General features: G+C 65.1%; 20 protein-coding genes. 14 read left to right on the top strand and 6 right to left on the bottom strand.

What is annotated here, in order from left to right; translation table 11 throughout:
• Positions 1 to 135: 135 nt before the first annotated feature.
• Both FJV43_RS13325 and FJV43_RS13320 read right to left on the bottom strand, forming a co-directional pair.
• Positions 136 to 1,932, bottom strand: coding sequence for a glucan ABC transporter ATP-binding protein/ permease (locus FJV43_RS13325; protein ID WP_239627586.1), 1,797 nt, complete (start codon positions 1,930 to 1,932; stop codon positions 136 to 138).
• Positions 1,933 to 2,017: 85 nt separating this feature from the next.
• The gene (locus FJV43_RS13320; protein ID WP_239627584.1) at positions 2,018 to 3,064 is read right to left on the bottom strand and encodes an ABC transporter substrate-binding protein; all 1,047 of its coding nucleotides are present in this window, start codon (positions 3,062 to 3,064) and stop codon (positions 2,018 to 2,020) included.
• Between the two features lie 226 nt (positions 3,065 to 3,290).
• On the opposite strand from FJV43_RS13320, the gene FJV43_RS13315 reads away from it, so the two are divergent.
• The 7 genes from FJV43_RS13315 (at position 3,291) to FJV43_RS13285 (ending at position 8,872) form a co-directional block, all read left to right on the top strand.
• Entirely contained in the window at positions 3,291 to 3,659 is a 369-nt protein-coding gene (locus FJV43_RS13315; protein WP_194390102.1) for a hypothetical protein, read from the top strand.
• Positions 3,660 to 3,772: 113 nt separating this feature from the next.
• On the top strand, positions 3,773 to 4,177 hold the full coding sequence (hisE, locus tag FJV43_RS13310; RefSeq protein ID WP_239627582.1) for a phosphoribosyl-ATP diphosphatase: 405 nt from the start codon (positions 3,773 to 3,775) through the stop codon (positions 4,175 to 4,177).
• Between the two features lie 66 nt (positions 4,178 to 4,243).
• Positions 4,244 to 4,825 (top strand): YqaA family protein, encoded by a 582-nt coding sequence (locus FJV43_RS13305; protein WP_028179086.1) that lies wholly within the window; start codon positions 4,244 to 4,246, stop codon positions 4,823 to 4,825.
• Between the two features lie 47 nt (positions 4,826 to 4,872).
• Positions 4,873 to 5,412, top strand: a complete 540-nt coding sequence (locus tag FJV43_RS13300) for a hypothetical protein (RefSeq protein WP_239627580.1) — start codon at positions 4,873 to 4,875, stop codon at positions 5,410 to 5,412.
• A 28-nt stretch (positions 5,413 to 5,440) separates the two neighbouring features.
• Complete coding sequence (locus FJV43_RS13295; RefSeq protein WP_239627578.1) at positions 5,441 to 6,841, top strand: aspartate ammonia-lyase; 1,401 nt, start codon at positions 5,441 to 5,443, stop codon at positions 6,839 to 6,841.
• Between the two features lie 266 nt (positions 6,842 to 7,107).
• The gene (locus FJV43_RS13290) at positions 7,108 to 8,076 is read left to right on the top strand and encodes a nitronate monooxygenase family protein (RefSeq protein ID WP_239627575.1); all 969 of its coding nucleotides are present in this window, start codon (positions 7,108 to 7,110) and stop codon (positions 8,074 to 8,076) included.
• 22 nt (positions 8,077 to 8,098) lie between these two features.
• The gene (locus tag FJV43_RS13285; RefSeq protein WP_239627573.1) at positions 8,099 to 8,872 is read left to right on the top strand and encodes a thioesterase family protein; all 774 of its coding nucleotides are present in this window, start codon (positions 8,099 to 8,101) and stop codon (positions 8,870 to 8,872) included.
• A gap of 321 nt (positions 8,873 to 9,193) precedes the next feature.
• Here the strand turns inward: FJV43_RS13285 and FJV43_RS13280 are convergent, their stop codons facing one another.
• A complete protein-coding gene (locus FJV43_RS13280; RefSeq protein ID WP_239627571.1) occupies positions 9,194 to 10,756 on the bottom strand; it encodes an AMP-binding protein in 1,563 nt (520 codons plus the stop codon).
• Between the two features lie 108 nt (positions 10,757 to 10,864).
• Between FJV43_RS13280 and FJV43_RS13275 the strand changes: the two genes are divergently transcribed.
• From FJV43_RS13275 to FJV43_RS13260, 4 genes are all read left to right on the top strand, one after another.
• On the top strand, positions 10,865 to 11,830 hold the full coding sequence (locus tag FJV43_RS13275; RefSeq protein WP_239627570.1) for a nitronate monooxygenase: 966 nt from the start codon (positions 10,865 to 10,867) through the stop codon (positions 11,828 to 11,830).
• A 153-nt stretch (positions 11,831 to 11,983) separates the two neighbouring features.
• Positions 11,984 to 12,232 (top strand): hypothetical protein, encoded by a 249-nt coding sequence (locus FJV43_RS13270; RefSeq protein ID WP_061024145.1) that lies wholly within the window; start codon positions 11,984 to 11,986, stop codon positions 12,230 to 12,232.
• 132 nt (positions 12,233 to 12,364) lie between these two features.
• A complete protein-coding gene (locus tag FJV43_RS13265) occupies positions 12,365 to 13,078 on the top strand; it encodes a hypothetical protein (RefSeq protein WP_239627568.1) in 714 nt (237 codons plus the stop codon).
• A gap of 89 nt (positions 13,079 to 13,167) precedes the next feature.
• The gene (locus tag FJV43_RS13260; protein WP_239627566.1) at positions 13,168 to 13,836 is read left to right on the top strand and encodes a hypothetical protein; all 669 of its coding nucleotides are present in this window, start codon (positions 13,168 to 13,170) and stop codon (positions 13,834 to 13,836) included.
• Here the strand turns inward: FJV43_RS13260 and FJV43_RS13255 are convergent.
• Together FJV43_RS13255 and FJV43_RS13250 are read right to left on the bottom strand one after the other, a co-directional pair.
• Positions 13,808 to 14,077 (bottom strand): GMC oxidoreductase, encoded by a 270-nt coding sequence (locus tag FJV43_RS13255; RefSeq protein WP_239627564.1) that lies wholly within the window; start codon positions 14,075 to 14,077, stop codon positions 13,808 to 13,810. The genes FJV43_RS13260 and FJV43_RS13255 overlap by 29 nt on opposite strands.
• Before the next feature lie 48 nt (positions 14,078 to 14,125).
• Positions 14,126 to 15,682: a winged helix-turn-helix domain-containing protein gene (locus FJV43_RS13250; RefSeq protein WP_239627562.1), complete on the bottom strand. Its 1,557-nt coding sequence runs from the start codon at positions 15,680 to 15,682 to the stop codon at positions 14,126 to 14,128.
• A gap of 399 nt (positions 15,683 to 16,081) precedes the next feature.
• On the opposite strand from FJV43_RS13250, the gene pcaB reads away from it, so the two are divergent.
• The 3 genes from pcaB to FJV43_RS13235 all read left to right on the top strand — a co-directional run bounded on the left by pcaB (position 16,082) and on the right by FJV43_RS13235 (position 19,681).
• The gene (pcaB, locus tag FJV43_RS13245) at positions 16,082 to 17,443 is read left to right on the top strand and encodes a 3-carboxy-cis,cis-muconate cycloisomerase (protein WP_239627560.1); all 1,362 of its coding nucleotides are present in this window, start codon (positions 16,082 to 16,084) and stop codon (positions 17,441 to 17,443) included.
• 113 nt (positions 17,444 to 17,556) lie between these two features.
• Positions 17,557 to 18,813: an aminopeptidase gene (locus tag FJV43_RS13240; protein ID WP_239627559.1), complete on the top strand. Its 1,257-nt coding sequence runs from the start codon at positions 17,557 to 17,559 to the stop codon at positions 18,811 to 18,813.
• A gap of 412 nt (positions 18,814 to 19,225) precedes the next feature.
• Positions 19,226 to 19,681 (top strand): cupin domain-containing protein, encoded by a 456-nt coding sequence (locus tag FJV43_RS13235; RefSeq protein ID WP_239627557.1) that lies wholly within the window; start codon positions 19,226 to 19,228, stop codon positions 19,679 to 19,681.
• A gap of 82 nt (positions 19,682 to 19,763) precedes the next feature.
• Here FJV43_RS13235 and FJV43_RS13230 read toward each other — a convergent pair whose 3' ends face one another.
• Entirely contained in the window at positions 19,764 to 20,816 is a 1,053-nt protein-coding gene (locus FJV43_RS13230) for an amidohydrolase family protein (RefSeq protein WP_239627555.1), read from the bottom strand.
• Between the last annotated feature and the right edge of the window lie 109 nt (positions 20,817 to 20,925).

Genomic DNA, 20,925 nt, shown 5'->3' with positions numbered 1-20,925 from the left:
TGGTCGGTTCCTGAAATCCAGCGCCGCCGCTTGCGGCGTCGCAAACCTATACCGGCTCGTGCGTCGAGAATAGGGGGATCGGCGCGGTATTCCGCAATGAAATAGGCCGAATTTCGACGGCGCCGTGGGGACTTGCTATGGGGATTTGACAGCCGTCGCGGCAGTCTCGGCCGCCGTCACGCTGGCCCGGGCGTTCTCCTGAACCATGAACTGGGCCTTGGCGAGCTCGGCGAAATGGCCGCCTTTGGCCACGAGTTCATCGAAAGTTCCGCTTTCGATCACGCGCCCATTCTCGAACACCAGGATCCGCGTGGCGTTGCGAATGGTCGAAAGGCGGTGGGCGATCACGAAGGTGGTTCGGCCCTTCATCACTTCGTCGAGAGCGGCATTCACCTTGGCCTCGGTGACCGCGTCGAGCGCGCTGGTGGCTTCGTCCAGGATCAGGATCGGCGGATCCTTCAGCAGAGCACGGGCGATGGACAGGCGTTGGCGCTCGCCGCCCGAGAGCATGCGGCCGCGTTCGCCGGCATTGGTCTCGAAGCCGCCGCTGCGCTCGATGAACGCGAGCGCCTGCGCGCGCTCCGCCGCCTTGCGCATCTCGGCCTCTGTTGCGTCCGGCTTGCCGACGCGCAAATTATCGGCGATCGAGCGGTTGAACAGCAGCGCTTCCTGGAACACCACGCCGATGTTTCGCCGCAGCGAGGTCAGCATGACGCCGCGCACGTCCATGCCGTCGATCTTGATGACGCCGGACTGCGGATCGAAGGCACGATGCAACAGCGCAATCGCGGTCGACTTGCCGGCGCCGGTCGGGCCGACCAGCGCAATGGTCTGGCCGGGCAGGGCGGTGAAGGTGAGGTCCTCGATCGCAGGCCGCTTGCCGTCATAGGAGAAGGTGACGTCGTTGAACTCGACGAGGCCCGACAGCCGGCCGGCATCGATTGCGTCGGGCCGGTCGTGCACGGCGGGCACGGCGTCGAGCACATTGAAGAACTCGCGCAGGCGCGGGGCTTCCATGAACACGTTGTTGATGAAGCTCACGACCTGCTCGAGCTTCTGGATCAGCATCGTCGCGAAGCTCACGAACATCACGATCTCGCCGACCGAGGTGAGCCCCTGATCGTGCAGGGCGATGCCGAAGGTGAAGATCGCCAGCACCGTGATGGTTGTGGAGGCGCGTGTGATCACGGTGACCAGCGCCCACCACGACAGCACCGGCATCTGCGCGGCCAGCAGCTCGTCGGCGACGGAGCGCAGCCCCTTCACCTCGGATTCGACACGCACGAAACTCTGCACCAGCGCGACGTTGCCGAGTGCGTCGGAGGCGCGCGCGGAGAGCTCGCTGTAGTGCTCCTCGACCGCCATCTGCATGCCAAAGGTCTTGCGCACCACGAAGGTGGTCAGCGCGGTGAAGACGATGCAGAGCACGAACAGCAGAATCGCCAGTCGCCAGTTCAGGTAGAGCGACAGCGGCAGCAGCACCACGACCGAGAGGATCGCGGCAAAATGCTCGCGGAAGAAGCCGAGCCAGAGCCGCCACAGCGCGTCCGTGCCGTTGAGCATCACCTTCATCAGCCGGCCGGAATGGGTGCCGGAATGGAAGGTCAATGGCAGCTGCAGGATATGCTCGAAATAGCTCGTCAGCACCGCCTGACGCTGGCGGTGCGAGAGCCGGTCGGCTTGCAGGGCCACGAGCGCGCTGCATGCGATGGTGAAGAGCCCGAACGCGACCCAGGCAGCCAGGAACGGCCAGGCCGAGTCAGATCCGGCCACCGCCTTGCCCGAGAGCACGTCGACGATACGGCCGAACAGCACAGGCTCGGCGAATTGCGAGGCCGCGAGCAGGAGATTGGCGACCGCGAGCAGCCAGCCCAGCCGCGCTTCCTTGCCGAGCAGCTCGAGAACGCGGGTGTAGAGACGGAGGATGGACATGCGGGGGACGAACTCGGGCGAGTAACGGAGCCCGCATTCTAAGCAGGGATCGTGCGGGAGATATAGCGGAAGCTGTCAGTTTTGCTCAGTTGATCAGCCGCCCGGCAACCGGTGGCAGGAACCGGTCGTCGAAGATATCACCCGCCGTGGGCAGCTTGCGGAATTTGAAGTCCTGCGCGATCTGGCCGATCGAACGATCGAAGCGTGCCGGGTCGACGCCGCCGAGGCCGTTGCGCCTGACTTCGTCCGTCAGGATGTTGTCGGCGAGCACGGCGCGCAGGCGCTCGAGCTCCAGGCTGGGGTCGCCGTCGTCGATGCGGCTCGCCGCCTCCTCCGCCGCTCGTCCCGGCTCCCTGACGGTCGCGGTGATGCCGGCCATCAAGGCGCGGACGAAGCCCTTCGCGGCGTCCGGCTTTGCTGCGGCGAAGGCGGGATTGACCACCACGGCAAAGCCGTAGGCTTCACAGCCGTAGTCCGCGTAGCGCAGCACGACGAGATCGGCGTCGGGCACGCCGCGGTCGCGCAGGTTCACCGCCGTGAGATAGCCGAAGCCGGCGACCGCATCGACCTGGCCCGCGGAGAGGATCGGCTCGCGCACCGCCGCGCTGATCTTGTGGAATTTGACGCGCGATGGATTGATTCCGTTCTGCCGCGCCAGCGCCGGCCACAGCCGCATCGACAGATCGCTGTCGGCGACGCCGACGGCCTTGCGGTCGAGATCGGTCAACAGCTGGATCCCGCGGCTCTTGCGCGCGACGATCGCGTAGGGCGCGCGGTTGAACAGCACGAACACGGCCTTGATCGGCGCCGCGTCGTCCTTGTCACGAAAGCGGATCAGCTCGTTGATGTCGACGAGCGCAAGCTCGCTGTCGCCCCTGGCGACGCGTGCGAGCGCCTCCGGCGATCCGCTTGCGCCGTTGAAGGACACGTTGAGACGCTCGGCGCCGAACCTGCCGTCCTTCGCCGCAAGGAAAAACGGCGCCATGCTTGCGTCCGGCGGGCGGTCGAAGGTGAAGTGGATCGCAACGGGCGCGTTGGTCTCGGTCGCGCTGACATCGCGTGCAAACAGCGTCGCAAGCAAGATCGAGAGAGCCAGCAGGCAGTGAAGTGCGGTCGTCTTGAATCCTGACATCGGTTGCGCCGGTCCCGCATTGTTATGGCTTCGTGACGCTTGCTGCGCGCGGCCCGCGACCGTGCGCGCGCCAACATGAACGCAGGATGAGCGGCGTTGCGGCATCGTTACGCAACCTCGTTCAGCTTGTATTGGGTTTGGGGAACCTAACTTAGGTTATGCGGGTTTTGAGAGGCATGAGCCTGTCCGCAGGCGTCCATTCCAGGTCCCAAAGGAGGGCCAAGACATGTTCGAGCGAGTCTCCAAATTTGCGGGCCGAAAGGCCGTTCTTGCCACCACCGCGGTGCTGGCGCTGACCACGATTGCCCCGACCGCTTCATATGCGGGCGGCCGCCACTGGCATGGCGGTGGAGGCGGCGCGGCCGCAGCTGCGGCTTTCGCCGCCATCGGCACGGGTCTCGCCATCGCGGCCAGCCGCAACGCCTACGCCTATGACTACGGTCCGGGCTACGGCTATTACGGCGGTCCGGTCTATTACAGCGCCCCGGCCTACGGTCCCTACTATGGTCCGGGCCCGAACTACCAGTATCAGCGCTATGGCGGCACGGCTCCGTCCGAGTTCTGCGGCCAGGGCTACTATCAGAACTGCTACTAGTTCGGCATCCATGGGTTGACCATGACGGGCCGTCGCGCTTGCGCCGGCCCGTTTTCTGCTTTTATTGTCGCGCGTTAACGCGCTCGCCATTGGTTTAGAGTAGTTTGAGTACCATGAGTGATTCGCTTGAGCGGCTATATCTGGCTGTGCTCGCGGCCAGAGATCTTGATCCGGCAACATCGCGCACGGCCCGGCTGTTTCAGCGCGGCCCTTCCAAAATGGCGAAGAAGCTGGCCGAAGAGGCCATCGAAGTCGTAATCGATGCGGTCAACGGCGATAGCGAGGCCGTGATCCGGGAAAGTGCCGATCTGCTCTACAATCTCACCGTGCTGTGGGCCTCGGCCGGGGTACGCCCCGAGGACGTCTGGCGGGAGATGACGCGGCGTGAAGACATGCTCGGCATTGCCGAGAAGCTGCCGAAATCACCGATGAAACTGCCCAAAGTCGCGTCACCCCGCGTTGCGGCCAGGCGGCCAATTGTCGCGCTTGAGAGCCGTGCCACGCGCAAGCGCCACTAGAAACGTCACAATTCGCCTCAATCTCGGCATGGACAAATCCGTCCCATGGTGCTTCATCGCGGCGCCATGCTGAAACGTATTTACGACTGGTGCATCGACGCCGCCCACAAGCCCTACGCGCTCTGGATCATGGGTGTCGTCTCCTTCGCCGAAAGCTCGTTCTTTCCGGTCCCGCCGGATGTGATGCTGATACCGATGTCCCTGGCGCGCCCGCAGCGCGCCTGGCTCTATGCGGCGGTCTGCACCGCGACCTCGGTGCTTGGCGGCATCGTCGGCTACGCCATCGGAGCGCTGCTGTTCGACTCGGTCGGCCAATGGCTAATCCAAGTCTACGGCCTCGGCGACAAGGTCGACGCCTTCCGCGCCTCCTATGCGGAATGGGGCGCGGTGATCATCCTGCTCAAGGGGCTGACGCCGATCCCCTACAAGCTCGTCACCATCACCTCGGGCTTTGCCGGCTACAACATCATCCTGTTCATCCTCTGCTCGATTATCGCGCGCGGCGGACGCTTCTTCGTCGTCGCGATCCTGCTCAACCGCTACGGCGACTGGATCCGGGTCAGGATCGAGCGGCATCTCGGATTGTGGGTCGCGCTCGGTGCCATCGTGCTGGTGCTCGGCTTCGTGGTGGCGGTCAAGCTGATCTAGGCGCTGGCGGCTTTGCCGCAGGGCCGGCTTCGGCTACGGTTGCCGCCATGATGGTTCGATCCGGCAATCCGGCGGTGCGGCTCGGGACGCTGATGTCAGCGGCGCTGCTGCTCCTCCTCAGTGGCGGCGGCATCGGATGGACGCAATCTGCACCGCCATCGCTCGGCCTCCAGCAGCAGGGGGGCCAGGCCGCGCCGTCGCCCTCGACGCCGGCCTCTTCCGCCGCGCCGGCGCGCGAGGAAAATCCCGGGCTCATCAATGAAATGAGCAAGCTGTTCGACAAGCTGCCTTCGATCCTGCCGCCCATCAAAAGCCCGAGCGAGACTATGAGCGACCTGTCGCGGCTGGCCACGCCCTCGACCATGGTATCAGGGCGCGTGGTCTGCCCCATCTCGTCGAACGGCGCCCCCGACTGCAAGCAGGCCGCCGACCAGCTTTGCCAGGGCAAGGGCTACAAGGAAGGCAAGAGCCTGAACGCCGACTCCGCGGAGAAATGCTCGGCCAAGGTTCTCATTCCGGGCAGGCAACGCAAACCGGACGACTGCCGCACCGATACGTTCGTGACCAGCGCGCTGTGCCAGAACTAGAGGACATCGCGAGCAACAAGGAGTGCCCATGAGCAGGACGGAGCAGGACTTCCTCGGGCAGCGTGAGATCGCCGACGACATCTATTACGGCGTCCAGACCATCCGCGGGAAGGAGAACTTCCACATCACCGGCATTCCGATGAGCCAGGAGCCTTACTTCGTGAAGGCGCTCGGCTACGTCAAGAAGGCTGCCGCGATGGCCAATCGCGATCTCGGTGCGATCGACGCCAAGGTCGCGGACGCCATCATCCTCGGCTGCGACCGCGTCATCGCCGGCGACATGATGGATCAGTTCGTCACCGACTTCATCCAGGGCGGCGCCGGTACCTCCACCAACATGAACGCCAACGAGGTGATCGCGAACCTCGCACTGGAAGCGCTCGGCTTCAGCAAGGGCGACTACCAGCACGTCAGTCCCAACGATCACGTCAATTACGGCCAGTCGACCAACGATACCTATCCGACCGCCTTTCGGCTGGCTCTGATCCTGCGGCTCGAGAGCTACATGACGGCGCTGCGCCAGCTCCAGGAGGCCTTCTTCACCAAGGGCCGCGAATTCGACCGCGTGCTGAAGATGGGCCGCACGCATCTCCAGGACGCGGTGCCGATGTCGCTCGGGGCCGAATTCCGCGGCTGGGGCACCACCATCGGCGAGGAGGTCGAGCGCATCTCGGAAGCGCGCGCGCTGCTGCGCGAGATCAATCTCGGCGCCACCGCGATCGGCACCTCCGTCACGGCCGCGGTCGGCTATCCCAAGCTTGCCGTGCGGCACTTGAGCGCCCTGACCGGCGTCGATTTCATCCTCGCCGGCGATCTCGTCGAGGCGACCTCCGACACCGGCGCCTATGTGCAGCTCTCGGGCGTGCTGAAGCGCACGGCGAGCAAGCTGACGAAAATCTGCAACGACATCCGCCTCCTCGCCTCGGGCCCGCGCGCCGGCTTCAACGAGATCAACCTGCCGCAGCTGCAGCCGGGCTCCTCGATCATGCCCGGCAAGGTCAATCCGGTTATTCCCGAGGTCGTCAACCAGACCAGCTTCCTGGTCATCGGGCTCGACACCACGGTGACGCTCGCGGCTTCCGCCGGCCAGCTCCAGCTCAACGTGATGGAGCCGGTGATCTCGTTCGCGCTGTTCTTCTCGATCCGTACCATGGAGCGCGCGGTCAACAGCCTGCGCGAGAACTGCGTGGTCGGAATCACCGCCAACGAGGAGCACACCCGGAACATGGTGCTGAACTCTCTCGGTATCGTCACGGTGCTGAAGCCGCTGCTCGGCTACAAGCAATGCGCCGAGATCGCGCGCGAAGGTTACAAGAGCGGCAAGTCGCTGCACCAGATCGTCGTGGTCGAGCGCAAACTGCTCACGCAGGAGAAGTGGGACGAGATGTTCTCGTTCGAGCGGCTGATCAATCCGGATTTGATCGGGTAGCTGTCAGTGACCACAGTTCTCTCCTCGTCATTGCGAGGAGCCCTTGCGACGAAGCAATCCAGGACTGCTTCCGCGGAGACAGTCTGGATTGCTTCGCTACGCTCGCAATGACGGAGGAGAGATGTGGGGTTAAGAATTCCGCTGCTTGGAATTGCGCCAGCCGCATCCGCACCGGCGTCAAAACGCAATACTTGACAGTGGAAAGATTGCCTTGTTGGTATGACGGCCAACCTTCGATTTGACCGCCAACAGAGGATCGTTCCGCAATGTCCATGCCTGCCTTGTTCAAAGGGCGCCTGTCGATCCCCGTGATCGGCTCGCCGCTCTTCATCATCTCGGTGCCCGATCTCGTGATCGCGCAATGCAAGGCGGGTGTGGTCGGCTCGTTTCCGGCGCTGAATGCGCGGCCGCCGGAGCTGCTCGACGAATGGCTGGCGCGGATCACCGAGGAGCTCGCGGCCTATGACCGCGCCCATCCCGAGAGGCCGTCGGCACCGTTCGCGGTCAACCAGATCGTGCACAAGTCGAACAACCGGCTCGACCACGACATGCAGCTCTGTGCCAAGTACAAGGTGCCGATGATCATCTCCTCGCTCGGCGCGCGCGAGGAGCTGAACCAGGCCGTGCACGGCTGGGGCGGGATCGTCTTCCACGACGTGATCAACCAGAAATTCGCGCACAAGGCGATCGAGAAGGGCGCCGACGGCCTAATCCTGGTCGCAGCCGGCGCCGGCGGCCATGCCGGCACCATCTCGCCGCTGGCTTTCGTCGCGGAGACGCGAAAATGGTTTGACGGCCCGATCGCATTGTCGGGGGCGATTGGCAACGGCAAGGCGATCCGCGCCGCGCGCATCCTCGGCGCCGACTTCGCCTATATTGGCTCGGCCTTCATCGCCACCAAGGAAGCCAACGCGGTCGAGCGGTACAAGGAGATGATCGCGAGTTCGAGCGCCGACGACATCGTCTACTCCAACCTCTTCACCGGCGTGCACGGCAATTACCTGAAACCTTCGATCGTCGCCGCCGGCATGGACCCCGAAGACCTGCCGACCTCGGATCCCTCGAAGATGAATTTCGGCACCGACGCCTCCGGCGAGCGCGCCAAGCCGAAGGCCTGGAAGGAAATCTGGGGCTCCGGCCAGGGTATCGGCAGCATCGAGGGCATCGTGCCCGCCGCCGACCTGATCGCGCGCTTCAAGAAGGAATACGACGAGGCGATCGATCCGCCGCTGTGACCGCTCCAAGGCTGAATGCAGCATGACCGCCATCTACCGCGTCGACGGCAACAGCGTCATCACCAGCCCGGATGCCGCTGGCCCCTGGGACAGGCGCATGCAGCACGGCTCGGCGCCTGCTTCCCTGGTGACGTGGGCGGCCGAACGCATTCCGACGCCCGTCCCGATGGACATCGCGCGCGTCACCATCGATCTGATGCGCCCGGTCCCGGTGGCGCCGCTGACGATCGCGACGGAGGTCCTGCGCGAGGGCCGCAAGATCCAGCTCTGTGGGATCAAGCTGCTCGCCGACGGCGTGCAGGTCGTCGGCGCCACCGTGCTGAAGATCAGGCGCCAGGTGCTGACCTTGCCTGAAGACGTCGAGGAGCTGCCGGTCACGCTGCCGTCGCCGGAGGATTCGCTGGTTGAGGACGGTCACGCGGCCACCAGCCCGTTCGTGCGATCGGTCTCGATGCGCGCCGCGCGCGGGCGCTTCGGCCAAGCCGGCGCCGGCGCGATATGGTTCCGGGTCGACCATCCGTTGATCGAGGGGGAGGCGCTCTCGCAGGCGATGCGCGCCGTGGTCGCTGCCGATTTCTCCAACGGCACCGCCTCGACGCTCGACTTCCGCGCCTGGACCTACATCAACGCCGATCTCACCGTGAACTTTTCGCGCCAACCCATCGGTGAGTGGATCTTGCTCGACGGCGAATCGTGGATCGGTCCCGACGGCGCCGGCCTTGCGATGTCTCGGCTGGCGGACCGGCGGGGCTATTTTGGCCGCGCGGTGCAGAGCCTGGTGATCGAGAAGCGGTGAGCGTGACGGCGAGCGTCGCTCTTGGAGCCGATTGAACGGCAGGCTTCCGCCGCCGCGGAAGGGATGCTTGGCATCCTGCCAGTTCACATTCCGTAGAAGATCTTGATCTCCCACAGCACCACGACGATCGCCGTGATCAACGCGATCGCGGCGATTGCACTTTCCAGGGAAGCGACTCTCATCTCTCACTCCGCTTCCCAGCCCCATCAGCGGTCTAGGTGATTCCCCGATTCGCCGGCAATTACGCGGACGTCGCCGCCACCCACTCCGTTGCGTGTTGTGGTGTCCGGGCCACAACGCCCCCGTAGAATTCCGGGGTGCTTATCCCACCATCCGGTCCCGCCCGCTCCAGAAGCCCGCGCGCAACACCTTCTTGTCGACCTTGCCGACGCCGGTCATCGGCAATTGCTTGACGAACTGGATCTGCTTCGGCGCATGGGCCGAGCCCTTTCGGGTCTTGACCAGGTTGATCAGCTCCTCCGGATCGGGCCTTGCGCCCTCGCGCGGCACGACGATGGCGGTGACGGCCTCGCCCCACTTTTCGTCGGGGATGCCGACGACCGCCACCATCGCCACGTCCGCGTGTTGCGACAGCACGTCCTCGACCTCGCGCGGGAAGATGTTGAAGCCGCCGGACACGATCATGTCCTTCTTGCGGTCGAGGATGAACATGTAGCCGCGTTCGTCCTTGCGCGCGATGTCGCCGGTATGGACCCAGCCGTTCTTCAGCGTCTCGGCGGTAATGTCGGGTCGCTTCCAATACTCCGCCATCACATGCGGGGCACGCACGCAGATCTCGCCGGGCTCGTCCGTCTTCACCTCCTGGTCGTCGTCGTCGAGAATCCTGACCTCGCAGGCCGAGATCGGGAAACCGCAGGACAGGAATAGCTCCGGGGTCCTGGGATCGTGGTCGGCCTTGCGTAGCACCGATACGGGATAGCATTCGGTCTGGCCGTAAAGCTGCGAGAACACGGGCCCGATGCGTTCGATGCCCTCGAGCAACCGGCTCGGCGACATCGCGGAGGCGCCATAGAGCACGAGCTCGAGCGAAGAGAGGTCGGTTTTGCTCAGCGCGGGCTGATCGAGCAGCACATAGATCATGGTCGGAACGAACAGCGTGAAGTTGATGCGCTCGCGCGCGATCGTCGACAGCACCGCCTCGGGATCGAAGCCTTTCAGCATGTGCACGGTGCCGCCGCGCATCAGGGTCGGAAGCACCTTCGTCCCGGCGACATGACTGATCGGCGCGGCCGTGAGATAGCGCGCAGCCTCCGGAATCTCGAAGTCGGCGAGGATCGCGCCGGCAGCCCCGCTGTTCTCGCGATGATAGCGCAGTGCGCCCTTGGATTTGCCCGTGGTGCCGCCGGTGTAGTTCAGCGTGGCGAGATCGTCGGGGCCGGCAAGGCACAGCGGGCTTGCATGTCCTGCATTCTCGATGGCGGCCAGCAGATCGACGCCGTAGCCGGCGGGGCCCGCGGTGAAGACTGCCTTCAGCCGGGTCGCCTTCGCAGCAAGCTCGCCGCCGCGGTCGTGGAAGGCGGCGGCATCGACCACCAGCATCTCGGCCTCGGAGTCCTCGAGCTGGAACAGCTGGTCCTCCAGCGATCCGAGCGGATGCAGCCAGGTGATGCAGAGCCGAGCCAATTGCGCGGCGACACCGGCGCACCAGGTATCGGCGCGATTCGCGGTGAGGAAGGCGACGCGCGCACCGGGCTGCAATCCAAGCCGCATGAACACGCCCTGGATGCGTCCGATCAGGTCGATGGTGCCCTGATAGCTCAGCGATCCCTCGGGCCAGGCGAAAGCAGTGCGATCGGGATAGCGCGACAGCGCCCGTAGCGTCTGCGCACAAGCTGGAGGCGATGCGTGGAGCGGATCAGACATATGTTTCCTCGTTGCTTTGTCACCGGCTTCTGGCGTGCCAATGTTGCCGATGACGCTAGCACAGCGAATGCGGGAGGAAACGACAAAGCCCCGCGCAGGGAGGCATGCATGCCATCGGATCGACTGCAACGCTTCCACGATCGTCTCGCGCTGCCGCTGATCGCGGCGCCGATGTTTCTGGTGTCGGGCGTCGAGCTCATGGTCGCGTCCTGTCGCAATGGGGTGATCGGCAGCTTTCCCACCGCGAATTGCCGCGGCACGGAACAACTCGACGAATGGCTCACCGAGATCGGGACGCGGCTGCGACGGCACGAAGATCAAACCGGCCGCAAGGTCGCGCCGCTCTGTCCGAACCTGATCGTGCACCGCTCCAATGCGCGGCTCGCGCAGGATCTCGCCGTGCTGCTGCGGCACGGGCCAGAGATCGTCATCACCTCGGTCGGATCGCCTGCGCAGGTGTTGGGGCCGCTCCATGATGCCGGCGCGTTGGTGCTGGCGGACGTCGCCTCGATCCGCCATGCGGAGCGTGCGGCGGAAGCCGGCGCGGACGGGCTGGTGTTGCTCACGGCGGGCGCGGGCGGGCAGACCGGTTGGCTCAACCCGTTCGCCTTCGTCCGCGCGGTGCGCGCATTCTATGACGGCATCATCGTGCTGGCAGGCGGCATCAGTGACGGCTACGCGCTGCATGCGGCGGAAGTGCTCGGCTGCGATCTCGCCTATATGGGAACGAAGTTCATTGCGACGCGGGAGAGCATGGCGGACGATCGCTACAAGCGGATGCTGGTCGAGAGCGGCGCCGACGACGTCCTGCTCACCACCGCGTTCACGGGCTTGCAGACCAGCATGCTGCGGCCGTCGATCGTCGCCGCCGGACTTGATCCGGACGACCTGCCGGCGCGCGGCGCGATCGACATCGTCAAGGACATCGACGTCGCCGCGCGCGAGAATCGGCCGAAGCGCTGGCGCGACATCTGGAGCGCCGGGCACTCCGCATCTGGGGTGACGGAGGTGCTCGCGGTCGACGATCTGGTCGCACGGACGGGTGCGGAATATCGCAAGGCGGGTGAGCGGTAGCCGATCCAGCCCTGCCGGGACATCGACGTTCTCCCAGCCCCGATCACAGTTAATCGAGCGCGCCCCTGCGCGCCCGCACTTAACGGCAGATTAACCATCGCCCGCCAAGAATCCCCTTCACGGCCGCCAACCAGGACCGAGAGGGGACAGGCGATGGACTTCGATTTTCTCAACAGCAAGACAGCTGCGACGATGGATGAAATCCGCGTCCGGGTCGCCCATGCCCTGGCCCGCCACCCGCTGTGCCGCAACGTCCGCTTCGACGTCGTCAGCGTCCCCCGGACCCGCCGTGGCGGCAACTGGACGGTGACGCTGCAATCGGTCGAGCCGCGCGCGGTCTGGGAGGCCTCGGAGATCGTGGCCGACATCCAGGACGCCTATGACCTCGCGGCAGCGGCTTGATTTCCTTGAGCTTTTTAGGCGGTGTCGCCGCAGTCCGCGCGATTGCCGCTGCAATTACACGGTTAAGCCTTATTTATCGCCCAGTTTCGGGGCAGTGATCACGTGGACTTGAAGTCGGACGCGGAGAGACGTTTGTCCAAAGCCATCACCATCGTCGCGCTGACCTGTTTCCTCGTCCTCGGCGCCGCCACCACCGCCATTCTTGGCCGCGACAGCGTGCCCAGCGTCAGCGCCGAGATGATTGCCCAGACGCCCCCGGCCAAGCCGCTCGCAACCAACCGCGCCGCCAAGGCCGACCGTCTGGTTCCGACGCTCGCGCTGGCCTCGGCCGCGATCGAGCCGGTCCAGGTGGCCGCCGACAAGCTTTCCCAGGCGCCCGTCCTGACCGAGCCGCTGCGTCAGGCCTTCGCCGCCGCCACGCCCTCCGATTTCCCGATGCCGAAGGCAAGCGCACATGAGGCGCCCGCCGCGACGGAGGTTCCTGCCGTCGAGGTTCCGGCCAAGCCGAAGGTCGTCGCCAAGCCGCAGCCGCAGAAGGCCTATTCGCTGCTGTCCGACGTGCAGATCGCGGGCATCAGGGATCGCCTGAAGCTGTCGTCGTCGCAGGAATATTACTGGCCCTCGGTCGAGACCGCGCTTCGCAACGTCGCCCGCAAGATCCAGGCGAACAAGCTGTCGAATCCGAACGCGCCGCCCAGTTCGCAGATCGACCCGAATTGCGACGAGGTGCAGCAGTTGAAGTCGGCCGCGATGCCGCTGTTGTTCCAGCTGCGTGACGACCAGAAGGAAGAAGTGCGCAAGCTCGCTCGCCTCATCGGGCTCGAGAAGGTCGCGCAGCAGATCTGATCCGCGCGGTTTCCTGTTTCAGGAGCCGCGGCCATCAGGAACATCCGGCAATCCCCAGGCGTTGCCCGCTCCAAAGAGGGAGTGGATGAATGCGCGCCTCGACAGCCTATTTTGTCGGTGCCGGAACCATCATCGCGGCCATCGCCATTGGTCTCGGTGGCGGTATCGTTGCCGGCAACATCATGCATCCGGTCGCATCCAGGCAGGGCCCGGACACCAGCAAGATGGCACAGCGCACCGAGGGCGCCACGCCGGCGACCACGAATGCGCCGTCCGAGCGCGTGAACTATCTCACCGGCTCGCAAGCCTTCGGGGCGATGATCGCTGCGCCAGCGCGGGCCGAAGCAAAGTCTGACACGCAAACCACGCAGGCGAATGCTGAACCGCCGGCGCCGCAGCCTTCGCAAGCCGCTGCAATCGAGCCGCCCAGGCCGGCACCGGCAGCGTCCGCGCAGGCAGCAAGACCTGCCGAGCAGCAGGCCTCGACCGAGCCGTCATCCTCCTCGAACAATGCCTATGCCAAGGCGAGGGATTCCGACGTGAAGCGCGCGGCGACCGAACGGCGCCGGGCGGAGCGCCGCGAGCGCTGGGCCGAGCGCCGGCACAATGAATTGCGCGAACCGCGCGGCATGCGCGACCGCACCGATTGGGACGACGTCGCGCGCAACGTCCGCGAAGATTCCGATGCGCGCGACTATGCAGGCCGGCCACGCAGCGGCTTTCCGCAGATCAGGCTGTTCGGATCTGATGACGACTAGCACTTGGCCCAGGATCGCAAGCTGCAGCGCACTCCGCGACCAGGATGGTCGACGTCCGGACATTGCCTGAGATCATGACCGGGATCACCGAGGCGTCGGCGACATGCAGACCCTTGATGCCGCGCACCTGCAATGGCTTGGGATCGACGATGGCCAGATCGTCCGTGCCCGTCCGGCAGGTCGAGGCGGCGTGATCGAGCGTCGTGCAATGGCCGCGGATATAGATCGGCGATCTCGGCATCGCTGACCGCTTCAGCGCTCGGGCGTTCGCCTCGTCGTCGCGCCGCTATTATTTGATGCCCGCGCGCCTCAAGCCTTCGAGATAATGCGCACGGTCCTCTTCCCGCAGCATCGGCAGCTCGCGGGTGATCCAGGCAAGCGAGACCTCCGGCTGGGCGCGGAGGAGGCCTTCCAGGGCGGACGCCGCGAGCGCCGGATCGCCCAGCATGCCGGCGGCGGCCGTCAGCACGCGGTGCGCGCCGACGAAATCTCCGCGTTGGCGCATCGATTCCCGTGCCATCTGGACGGCTCCCTCGTAGTCGCGGCCGACGAACCGGGCATAGGCCGCAACCCCGCAATAGATCGCCGCGAGCGGGTCGCGCGGGCTCAGCCGCAGCGCGCGACGGGCGGCGGCATCGCCGTCCTGCCATCGTCCGGCATAGCACAGCGTCACGCCGTGAAAGGCATGCGCCATCGCGAAATTCGGATTGAGTCGCAAGGCCAATTCGAATTCTGCCAGCGCGTCGTCGAAGCGGCGGCGGAACAGATAGGTGTAAGCGAGGCCGTGATGGGCCCAGGCATCCTCGCTATCGGCCTCGACCGCCGCGAGCGCCGCTCGTTCGGCGACCGGCACGGTCGCGGCCATGTCGGCCCAGCCCATATGCGCGCCGAACATATGGCTGGTCGCAAGAAGGCCCAGCGCCTTGCCATAGGCGGGATCGATCTTGACGGCCTGTTCCAGCAACCCTTGCGCGGCGGCATTGTCCTCGCGGGTAATGCGCCAGTAATGCGACAGGGCGCGCATCACGAGGTCCCATGCATCCAGGCTGCCTGGCGGCTTCTGCTGGGCTCGGAAGCTTTCGGCGGCATAGAGCTGCGGCTCGATCGCGGCGACGATCGCCTCGGTGATCTCGTCCTGCACGGCGAAGATGTCGGCGAGCTCCCGGTCGTAGCGTTCGGCCCAGAGATGGCTGCCGGTCGAGACGTCGTTGAGCTGGGCCGAGATGCGCACCCGCTCGCCGCTCCGCCGCACGCTGCCTTCGACCACGTAGCGCACCCCGAGTTCCCGCGCGACCTCGTGGATGTGCACGGCGCGGCCCTTGTAGACGAAGGAGGAATTGCGCGCGACGACGAAGAACCATCGCAGCTTCGACAGCGCGGTGATGATGTCCTCGCTGATGCCGTCGGAGAAATAATCCTGCCCGGCCTCGCCGCTCATATTCGTGAAGGGCAGCACGGCGATCGCGGGCCGCTCGGGCAGCGCGAAGGCTGCCTGGGTCTGGGCGACACGAACCGGCTCCGGCGTGACCGCGCTGAGCTGTGTCTGGACATCGCCGACGAAGCGAAAACCCTTGCGGGCGATGGTGCGGATCAGCGTCTGGCTTGCGCCATTGTCGCCGATCGCCTTGCGCGCCGCGTTGATCCGGCTGGTCAGGGTGGATTCGGACACGCTACGCCCGTGCCAGATCTTGTCGATCAGCTCGTCCTTGCTGACCACCCGGTCGCGGTTCTGCATCAGGTGGACGACGAGGTCGAACACCTGCGGCTCCACGGCAATGGGAACCTGCTCGCGGCTCAGCTCGCGCCGGTCGGTATCCAGAAGGTGGTCCCGGAACAGAAACTGCACGTCGAAAACTCAGGCCTCATTGTGAAATCGGGCAAGCAAAATGACTAAATGAAATTTAGGTCGAAAACCGTGTGTCTCTCGAAGGCGGCGCTTGGTTCATCGCGATTGCGTGAGGGCAGCCATGCCCTTTCCGGCGGGGAATACAACCGCAGCTGGAATGTTGCGGCCGGCGGATCCGCCGCGGGGCCGGGACCATGCTCGCCGCTCACCGTCATACCGAGGCTTCCCGCGCTGCCGCGCATCGCACGCCTCGCACCTTGGGATGACGGAGTCACGGGATGACGTGCCGTCATAATGTCGTGACGCGGCAAATGTGGCGAACGGTGAATGTCCATTGCCGAAATGCGCGGCCTGCGTAAGCTGCCGCCCACACAAAACACCAACCACGAAGAAACGCCCATGCCAGCTTTCCCCGCCTCCACTACTGTGCTCGACTCCATGCTGTTTCGCGACGCCTTCGGCACGCCTGAGATGCGCGAGGTGTTCTCCGACGTCGCGACGGTCGCGCGCTATGCCGAGGTCGAGGTGGCGTTGGCGAAGGCGGAAGCGAAGTGCGGCGTGATCCCACTGGAGGCGGCCGCAGCGATCGCGGCGCGGACCGACGTCGCTGCGTTCGATTTCGATCTGCTCAGGCAGGAGACCGATGTCGTCGGCTATCCGATCCTGCCTTTGGTGCATCAGATGGTGAAGCAATGCGGCGAGGCCGGCCGCTACGTGCATTGGGGCGCGACCACGCAGGACATCATGGACACGGCTGTGGTGCTGCAGCTGCGCGCCGCGATCGAGATCGTCGAACGCGACATCGCCGAGCTGCGCAGGATCCTTGCCGATCTCTCGAAGCGCCATCGCGACACGGCGATGGCGGGCCGAACCCATCTCCAGCAGGCGCTGCCGGTGACCTTCGGCTACAAGACCGCGATCTGGCTCGCGATGTTCGATCGCCATGCCGAGCGTCTGGCGCAAATGAAGCCGCGCGTTCTGGTCGGCCAGTTCGCCGGCGCTGCCGGTACGCTGGCCTCGCTTGGCGACAAGGGATTCGAGGTGCAGGCGGCGCTCTGTGCCGAGCTGAAGCTCGGCGTTCCCGCTTCGACCTGGCACGTCGCGCGTGACGGCTTTGCGGAGGCCGTGAACTTCCTCGCCCTGGTCACCGGCTCGCTCGGCAAGATCGCGCTCGACATCATGATCATGGCCTCGACCGAGTTCGCCGAGGTCTACGAGCCCTTCGTCAAGGGGCGCGGCGCCTCCTCGACCATGCCGCAGAAGCGCAACCCGATCTCCTCCGAACTGATGCTTGCGGCGTCCAAGGCGGTGCGCCAGCACGCAGGCCTGATGCTCGACGCCATGGTGCAGGATTTCGAGCGCGCGACCGGGCCCTGGCACGCCGAATGGATGGCGATCCCCGAAAGCTTCGTCCTGACCGCCGGCGCGCTGCACCAGGCGAAGTTCGCGCTCGCAGGCCTTATCGTGGACGAGGCGAAGATGAACGACAATCTCGCCATCAGCCGCGGCCTGATTGTGGCCGAAGCGGTCATGATGGGGCTGGCGCCGCAGATCGGGCGGCAGGAGGCGCACGACGTGGTCTATGATGCATGCCGTCAGGCCAACGAGAAGGGAATCAGCCTTGCCGATGCGCTGTCCGCAGATTCACGGATATCGAGCCGCATCGACCGTGCCACGATCGAGGCGCTCACCTCACCGAAAAATTACCTCGGGCTCGCGCCCGCCATGGTCGACCGGGTGCTGAAATCGGCAACACGTTGAAAACCAAAATGCGTGAAACTGCGTATCTTTCGTGCGTTGCAAGACGCTCGCACACTTGTGTCTCGCGATGCTAGACTTAGATTGAGCGAGAGACTTTCGGCAGAGGGCCCGGCATGACTGATCAACGCAACACCTCCACTCCCATCGATCCCGCGAAGCTCGACCGGCTGGCCGAGGTGGCGGTGAAGGTGGGCTTGGGCTTGCGGCCGGGACAGGATCTGCTTCTGACGGCGCCCGCGATTGCGCTGCCGCTGGTGCGGCGGATCGCCGTGCATGCCTACAAGGCCGGCGCCGGCCTCGTGACGCCGATCCTGGCGGACGAGGAAATGACGCTGGCGCGCTACCGCCATGGCCACGACGCCAGTTTCGATCGTGCCGCCGGCTGGCTCTACGAGGGCATGGCCAAGGCCTTCTCGGACAACACCGCACGGCTCGCCATCGTCGGCGACAACCCGATGCTCCTGTCGGGCGAGGATCCCTCCAAGGTGGCGCGCGCGAGCAAGGCGAATTCGATGGCCTATCAGCCCGCGCTGGAGAAGATCGTCAATTTCGACACCAACTGGAACATCATCGCCTATCCGAGCCCGTCCTGGGCGAAGCTGGTGTTCCCTGATGAACCCGAGGACGTCGCGGTCGGCAAGCTCGCGGACGCTATTTTCGCAGCGTCCCGCGTCGATCGCGAGGACGCGATGGGCAACTGGGCAAGCCACAATGCGGTGCTGCGCGAGCGCACCAACTGGCTCAACGGCCAGCGCTTTCGCGCGCTGCAATATTCGGGTCCCGGCACCGATCTCACCATCGGACTTGCCGACGGGCACGAATGGGAAGGCGGCGCCTCGCTCTCCAAGAACGGCATCAGCTGCAACGCCAATATCCCGACCGAAGAGGTCTTCACCACGCCGCATTGCCGTCGCGTCTACGGCCATGTCGTGAGCTCGAAGCCGCTGTCCTATCAGGGCACGCTGATCGACAACATCGCCGTGCGCTTCGAGGACGGCAAGATCGTCGACGCAAAAGCCTCGCGCGGCGCGGAGGTGCTGAACAAGGTGCTCGACACCGACGAGGGCGCGCGGCGTCTCGGCGAAGTGGCGCTGGTGCCGCATTCCTCGCCGATCTCGCAGAGCGGCCTGTTGTTCTACAACACGTTGTTCGACGAGAACGCAGCGTCGCACATCGCGCTCGGCCAGTGCTATTCGAAATGCTTCGTCAACGGCGCCCAGCTCACGCCGCAGCAGATCGCGGCGCAAGGCGGCAACCAGAGCCTGATCCATATCGACTGGATGATCGGCTCGGCCGAGACCGACATCGACGGCATTCTGGCCGACGGCAGCAAGGTGCCCGTATTCCGCAAGGGCGAATGGGCGAAATAGCCGGCGTGACTCTCTTCGAAGGGAGAGGGTGAGCGCGCCGGCGACAGGTTCTCGCTGCGCCCATCTACCGGCCTCAATTCCTGCGCGGTTCGTTCGAGAGCGCTGGTGCGCATCCTGCGGCGGACGCAACACGAGCCCGCCGCCGGAGCCGGCTACCAGAGCCTTGGGCGTTGAGTCATTGGCGGGCTCCGCTCCAGTGTCTTCGCGCATTTTGTCGCACCCGGGAGAGGACCGGGGCATGTGGGCGGATTTGCAAGGGAATCGGGACGTTAACCGGTTTGCACTGGCCGCTTCCGGCTGATTCTCGAAGCCGGCGTAAGAAAGAATTAAAAACGGAACACTAGCGTCCGGGCATCTTTCGAAACAATCCGGGCCCGGATCCGGCCGCAAATATCATTTCCCGAGGAAGCAGATGTCGCGCGCATTGATTGAAGTCGGTAATTGCAATGTGGACCTCGAGCTGCGGCCGATCGAGCCGTCCTGGATCATCGAAGGCGATCCGGTTTCCCGCTCCCGCGTCCTGTCGACCAGCGCCGACGGCACCGCCCAGACGATCATCTGGTCCTGCACCGAAGGGCGCTTCAACTGGTACTACGACATCGACGAGACGATCATGATCATGGAAGGATCGATCGTGCTCGAAAGCGACGGCATGCCGCCCAAGCGCTACGGCCCCGGCGATGTCATTTTCTTCCGCGACGGCGCGCATGCCAAATGGCATGTCGAAGGGCACGTCAAGAAGATCGCGTTCTGCCGCAAGACCAATCCGGTGATGATCGGCTTCCTGATCCGCGTCGTCAACAAGCTGAAGAAGATGTTCGCCTCCACCGGCGAACGCCGGCCGGCCTCGCTGATGGGTGCCGGCTAAAGCGGACAATAAGGTTTCAAGGACGCTTCCCAGCGGCCACGATGAAGAGGGGGCGGGATCAACATCCCGGCCCCTCTTTTCGTCATGACGGCAGCTCGAGCCGGTAGACGTCGGTCGCTGTCTGCGAGAACAGCGCCGTCTTCTCGGCCTCGCTTGAGGGCGAGGCGATGCGCTTGAACGCGTTGAAGATCACCTGGTAGCTGCACTGGCCCTTGTCCGGCGGGAAGTTGCTCTCGAACATCGCCCGCTTCACGCCGAATGCCTCGATACAGGTCTCGATATAGGGGCGCCATGCCGCGGCAAGCTGCTCGGATGACGGCGGTCTCTCGCGCAGATGGAAGTCGTAGCCGAGCAGGCACATTGCGAGCCCGCCGAGCTTCACCACCACGTTCTCGCACGTCGCAATCGCCTGGATCGACGCGCGCCACTGCGCAAACACCTCGTCGCGCCGGCCCGCAAAGCGACCGACGCCGGCTGGGCCGCCGCAATGATCGAGCACGATCCTGGTATCGGGGAAGGCGCGCGCCAGCTCGGTCAGTTCGCCGATCTGCGGATGGAACAGCCAGGCATCGAAGCTGAGGTTCAGCGGCGCCAGACAGGCAAAGCCCTTGCGAAAGCCCGGATCCTGCAACAGCCCCTTCGGCCTGTTCGCATACATGCCGGCGACGACAGGGTCTTCGTCCCAGGCCGACGAATGCCTGATGCCGCGGAAGCGGCCATTGCCCGCCGAGATCTCGGCTTCCAGCACCGGCTTGGCGGCGTCTCCCAGCAGAAGATTGGCGTGGCTGACGATGCCGACGCAGATGGCGGCCGGGCCGTAAGCTCCGCTGGCGCTCATCGCCGCGACGCCGTTGGCGAACTCGACTTCGCCGACGGGCCGGAATGCCTCAGGTCCGTGCGCGCGATACATCGAGCGGCAATCGACATAGACGGTGGCGATGATGTTGTGGCCGGACGCGATGTCGGCGGCCATCTCCTCGATCAGATAGCGATGGCCGCGATTCCAGAGATGGTGGTGGGGATCGACGATCGGCCGCGCCGGATCAATGATCTCCTCCTGGTGCAGCGCGAGCCAGTCCTCGCGCGGCTCGACGAATAGCCCGCTCGTGTTGGCAGGCAGACCGCTTGCGGCCATCGGCGTTCGCTCCCTCCATGTTCTTGTGGAAGGAGCCTAGCATCGGATCTCTTCACGCAGCAGCGCGCGTTCTGCAACCGCGTCCGTCGTCGCGAGCACAGCGGCGCTT

It is taken from the genome of Bradyrhizobium sp. I71, from assembly GCF_022354745.1.
GTDB classification, from domain to species: domain Bacteria; phylum Pseudomonadota; class Alphaproteobacteria; order Rhizobiales; family Xanthobacteraceae; genus Bradyrhizobium; species Bradyrhizobium liaoningense.
Note: the sequence above shows the minus strand (reverse complement) of the source record. Positions and strands in the feature narration are given on the sequence as shown.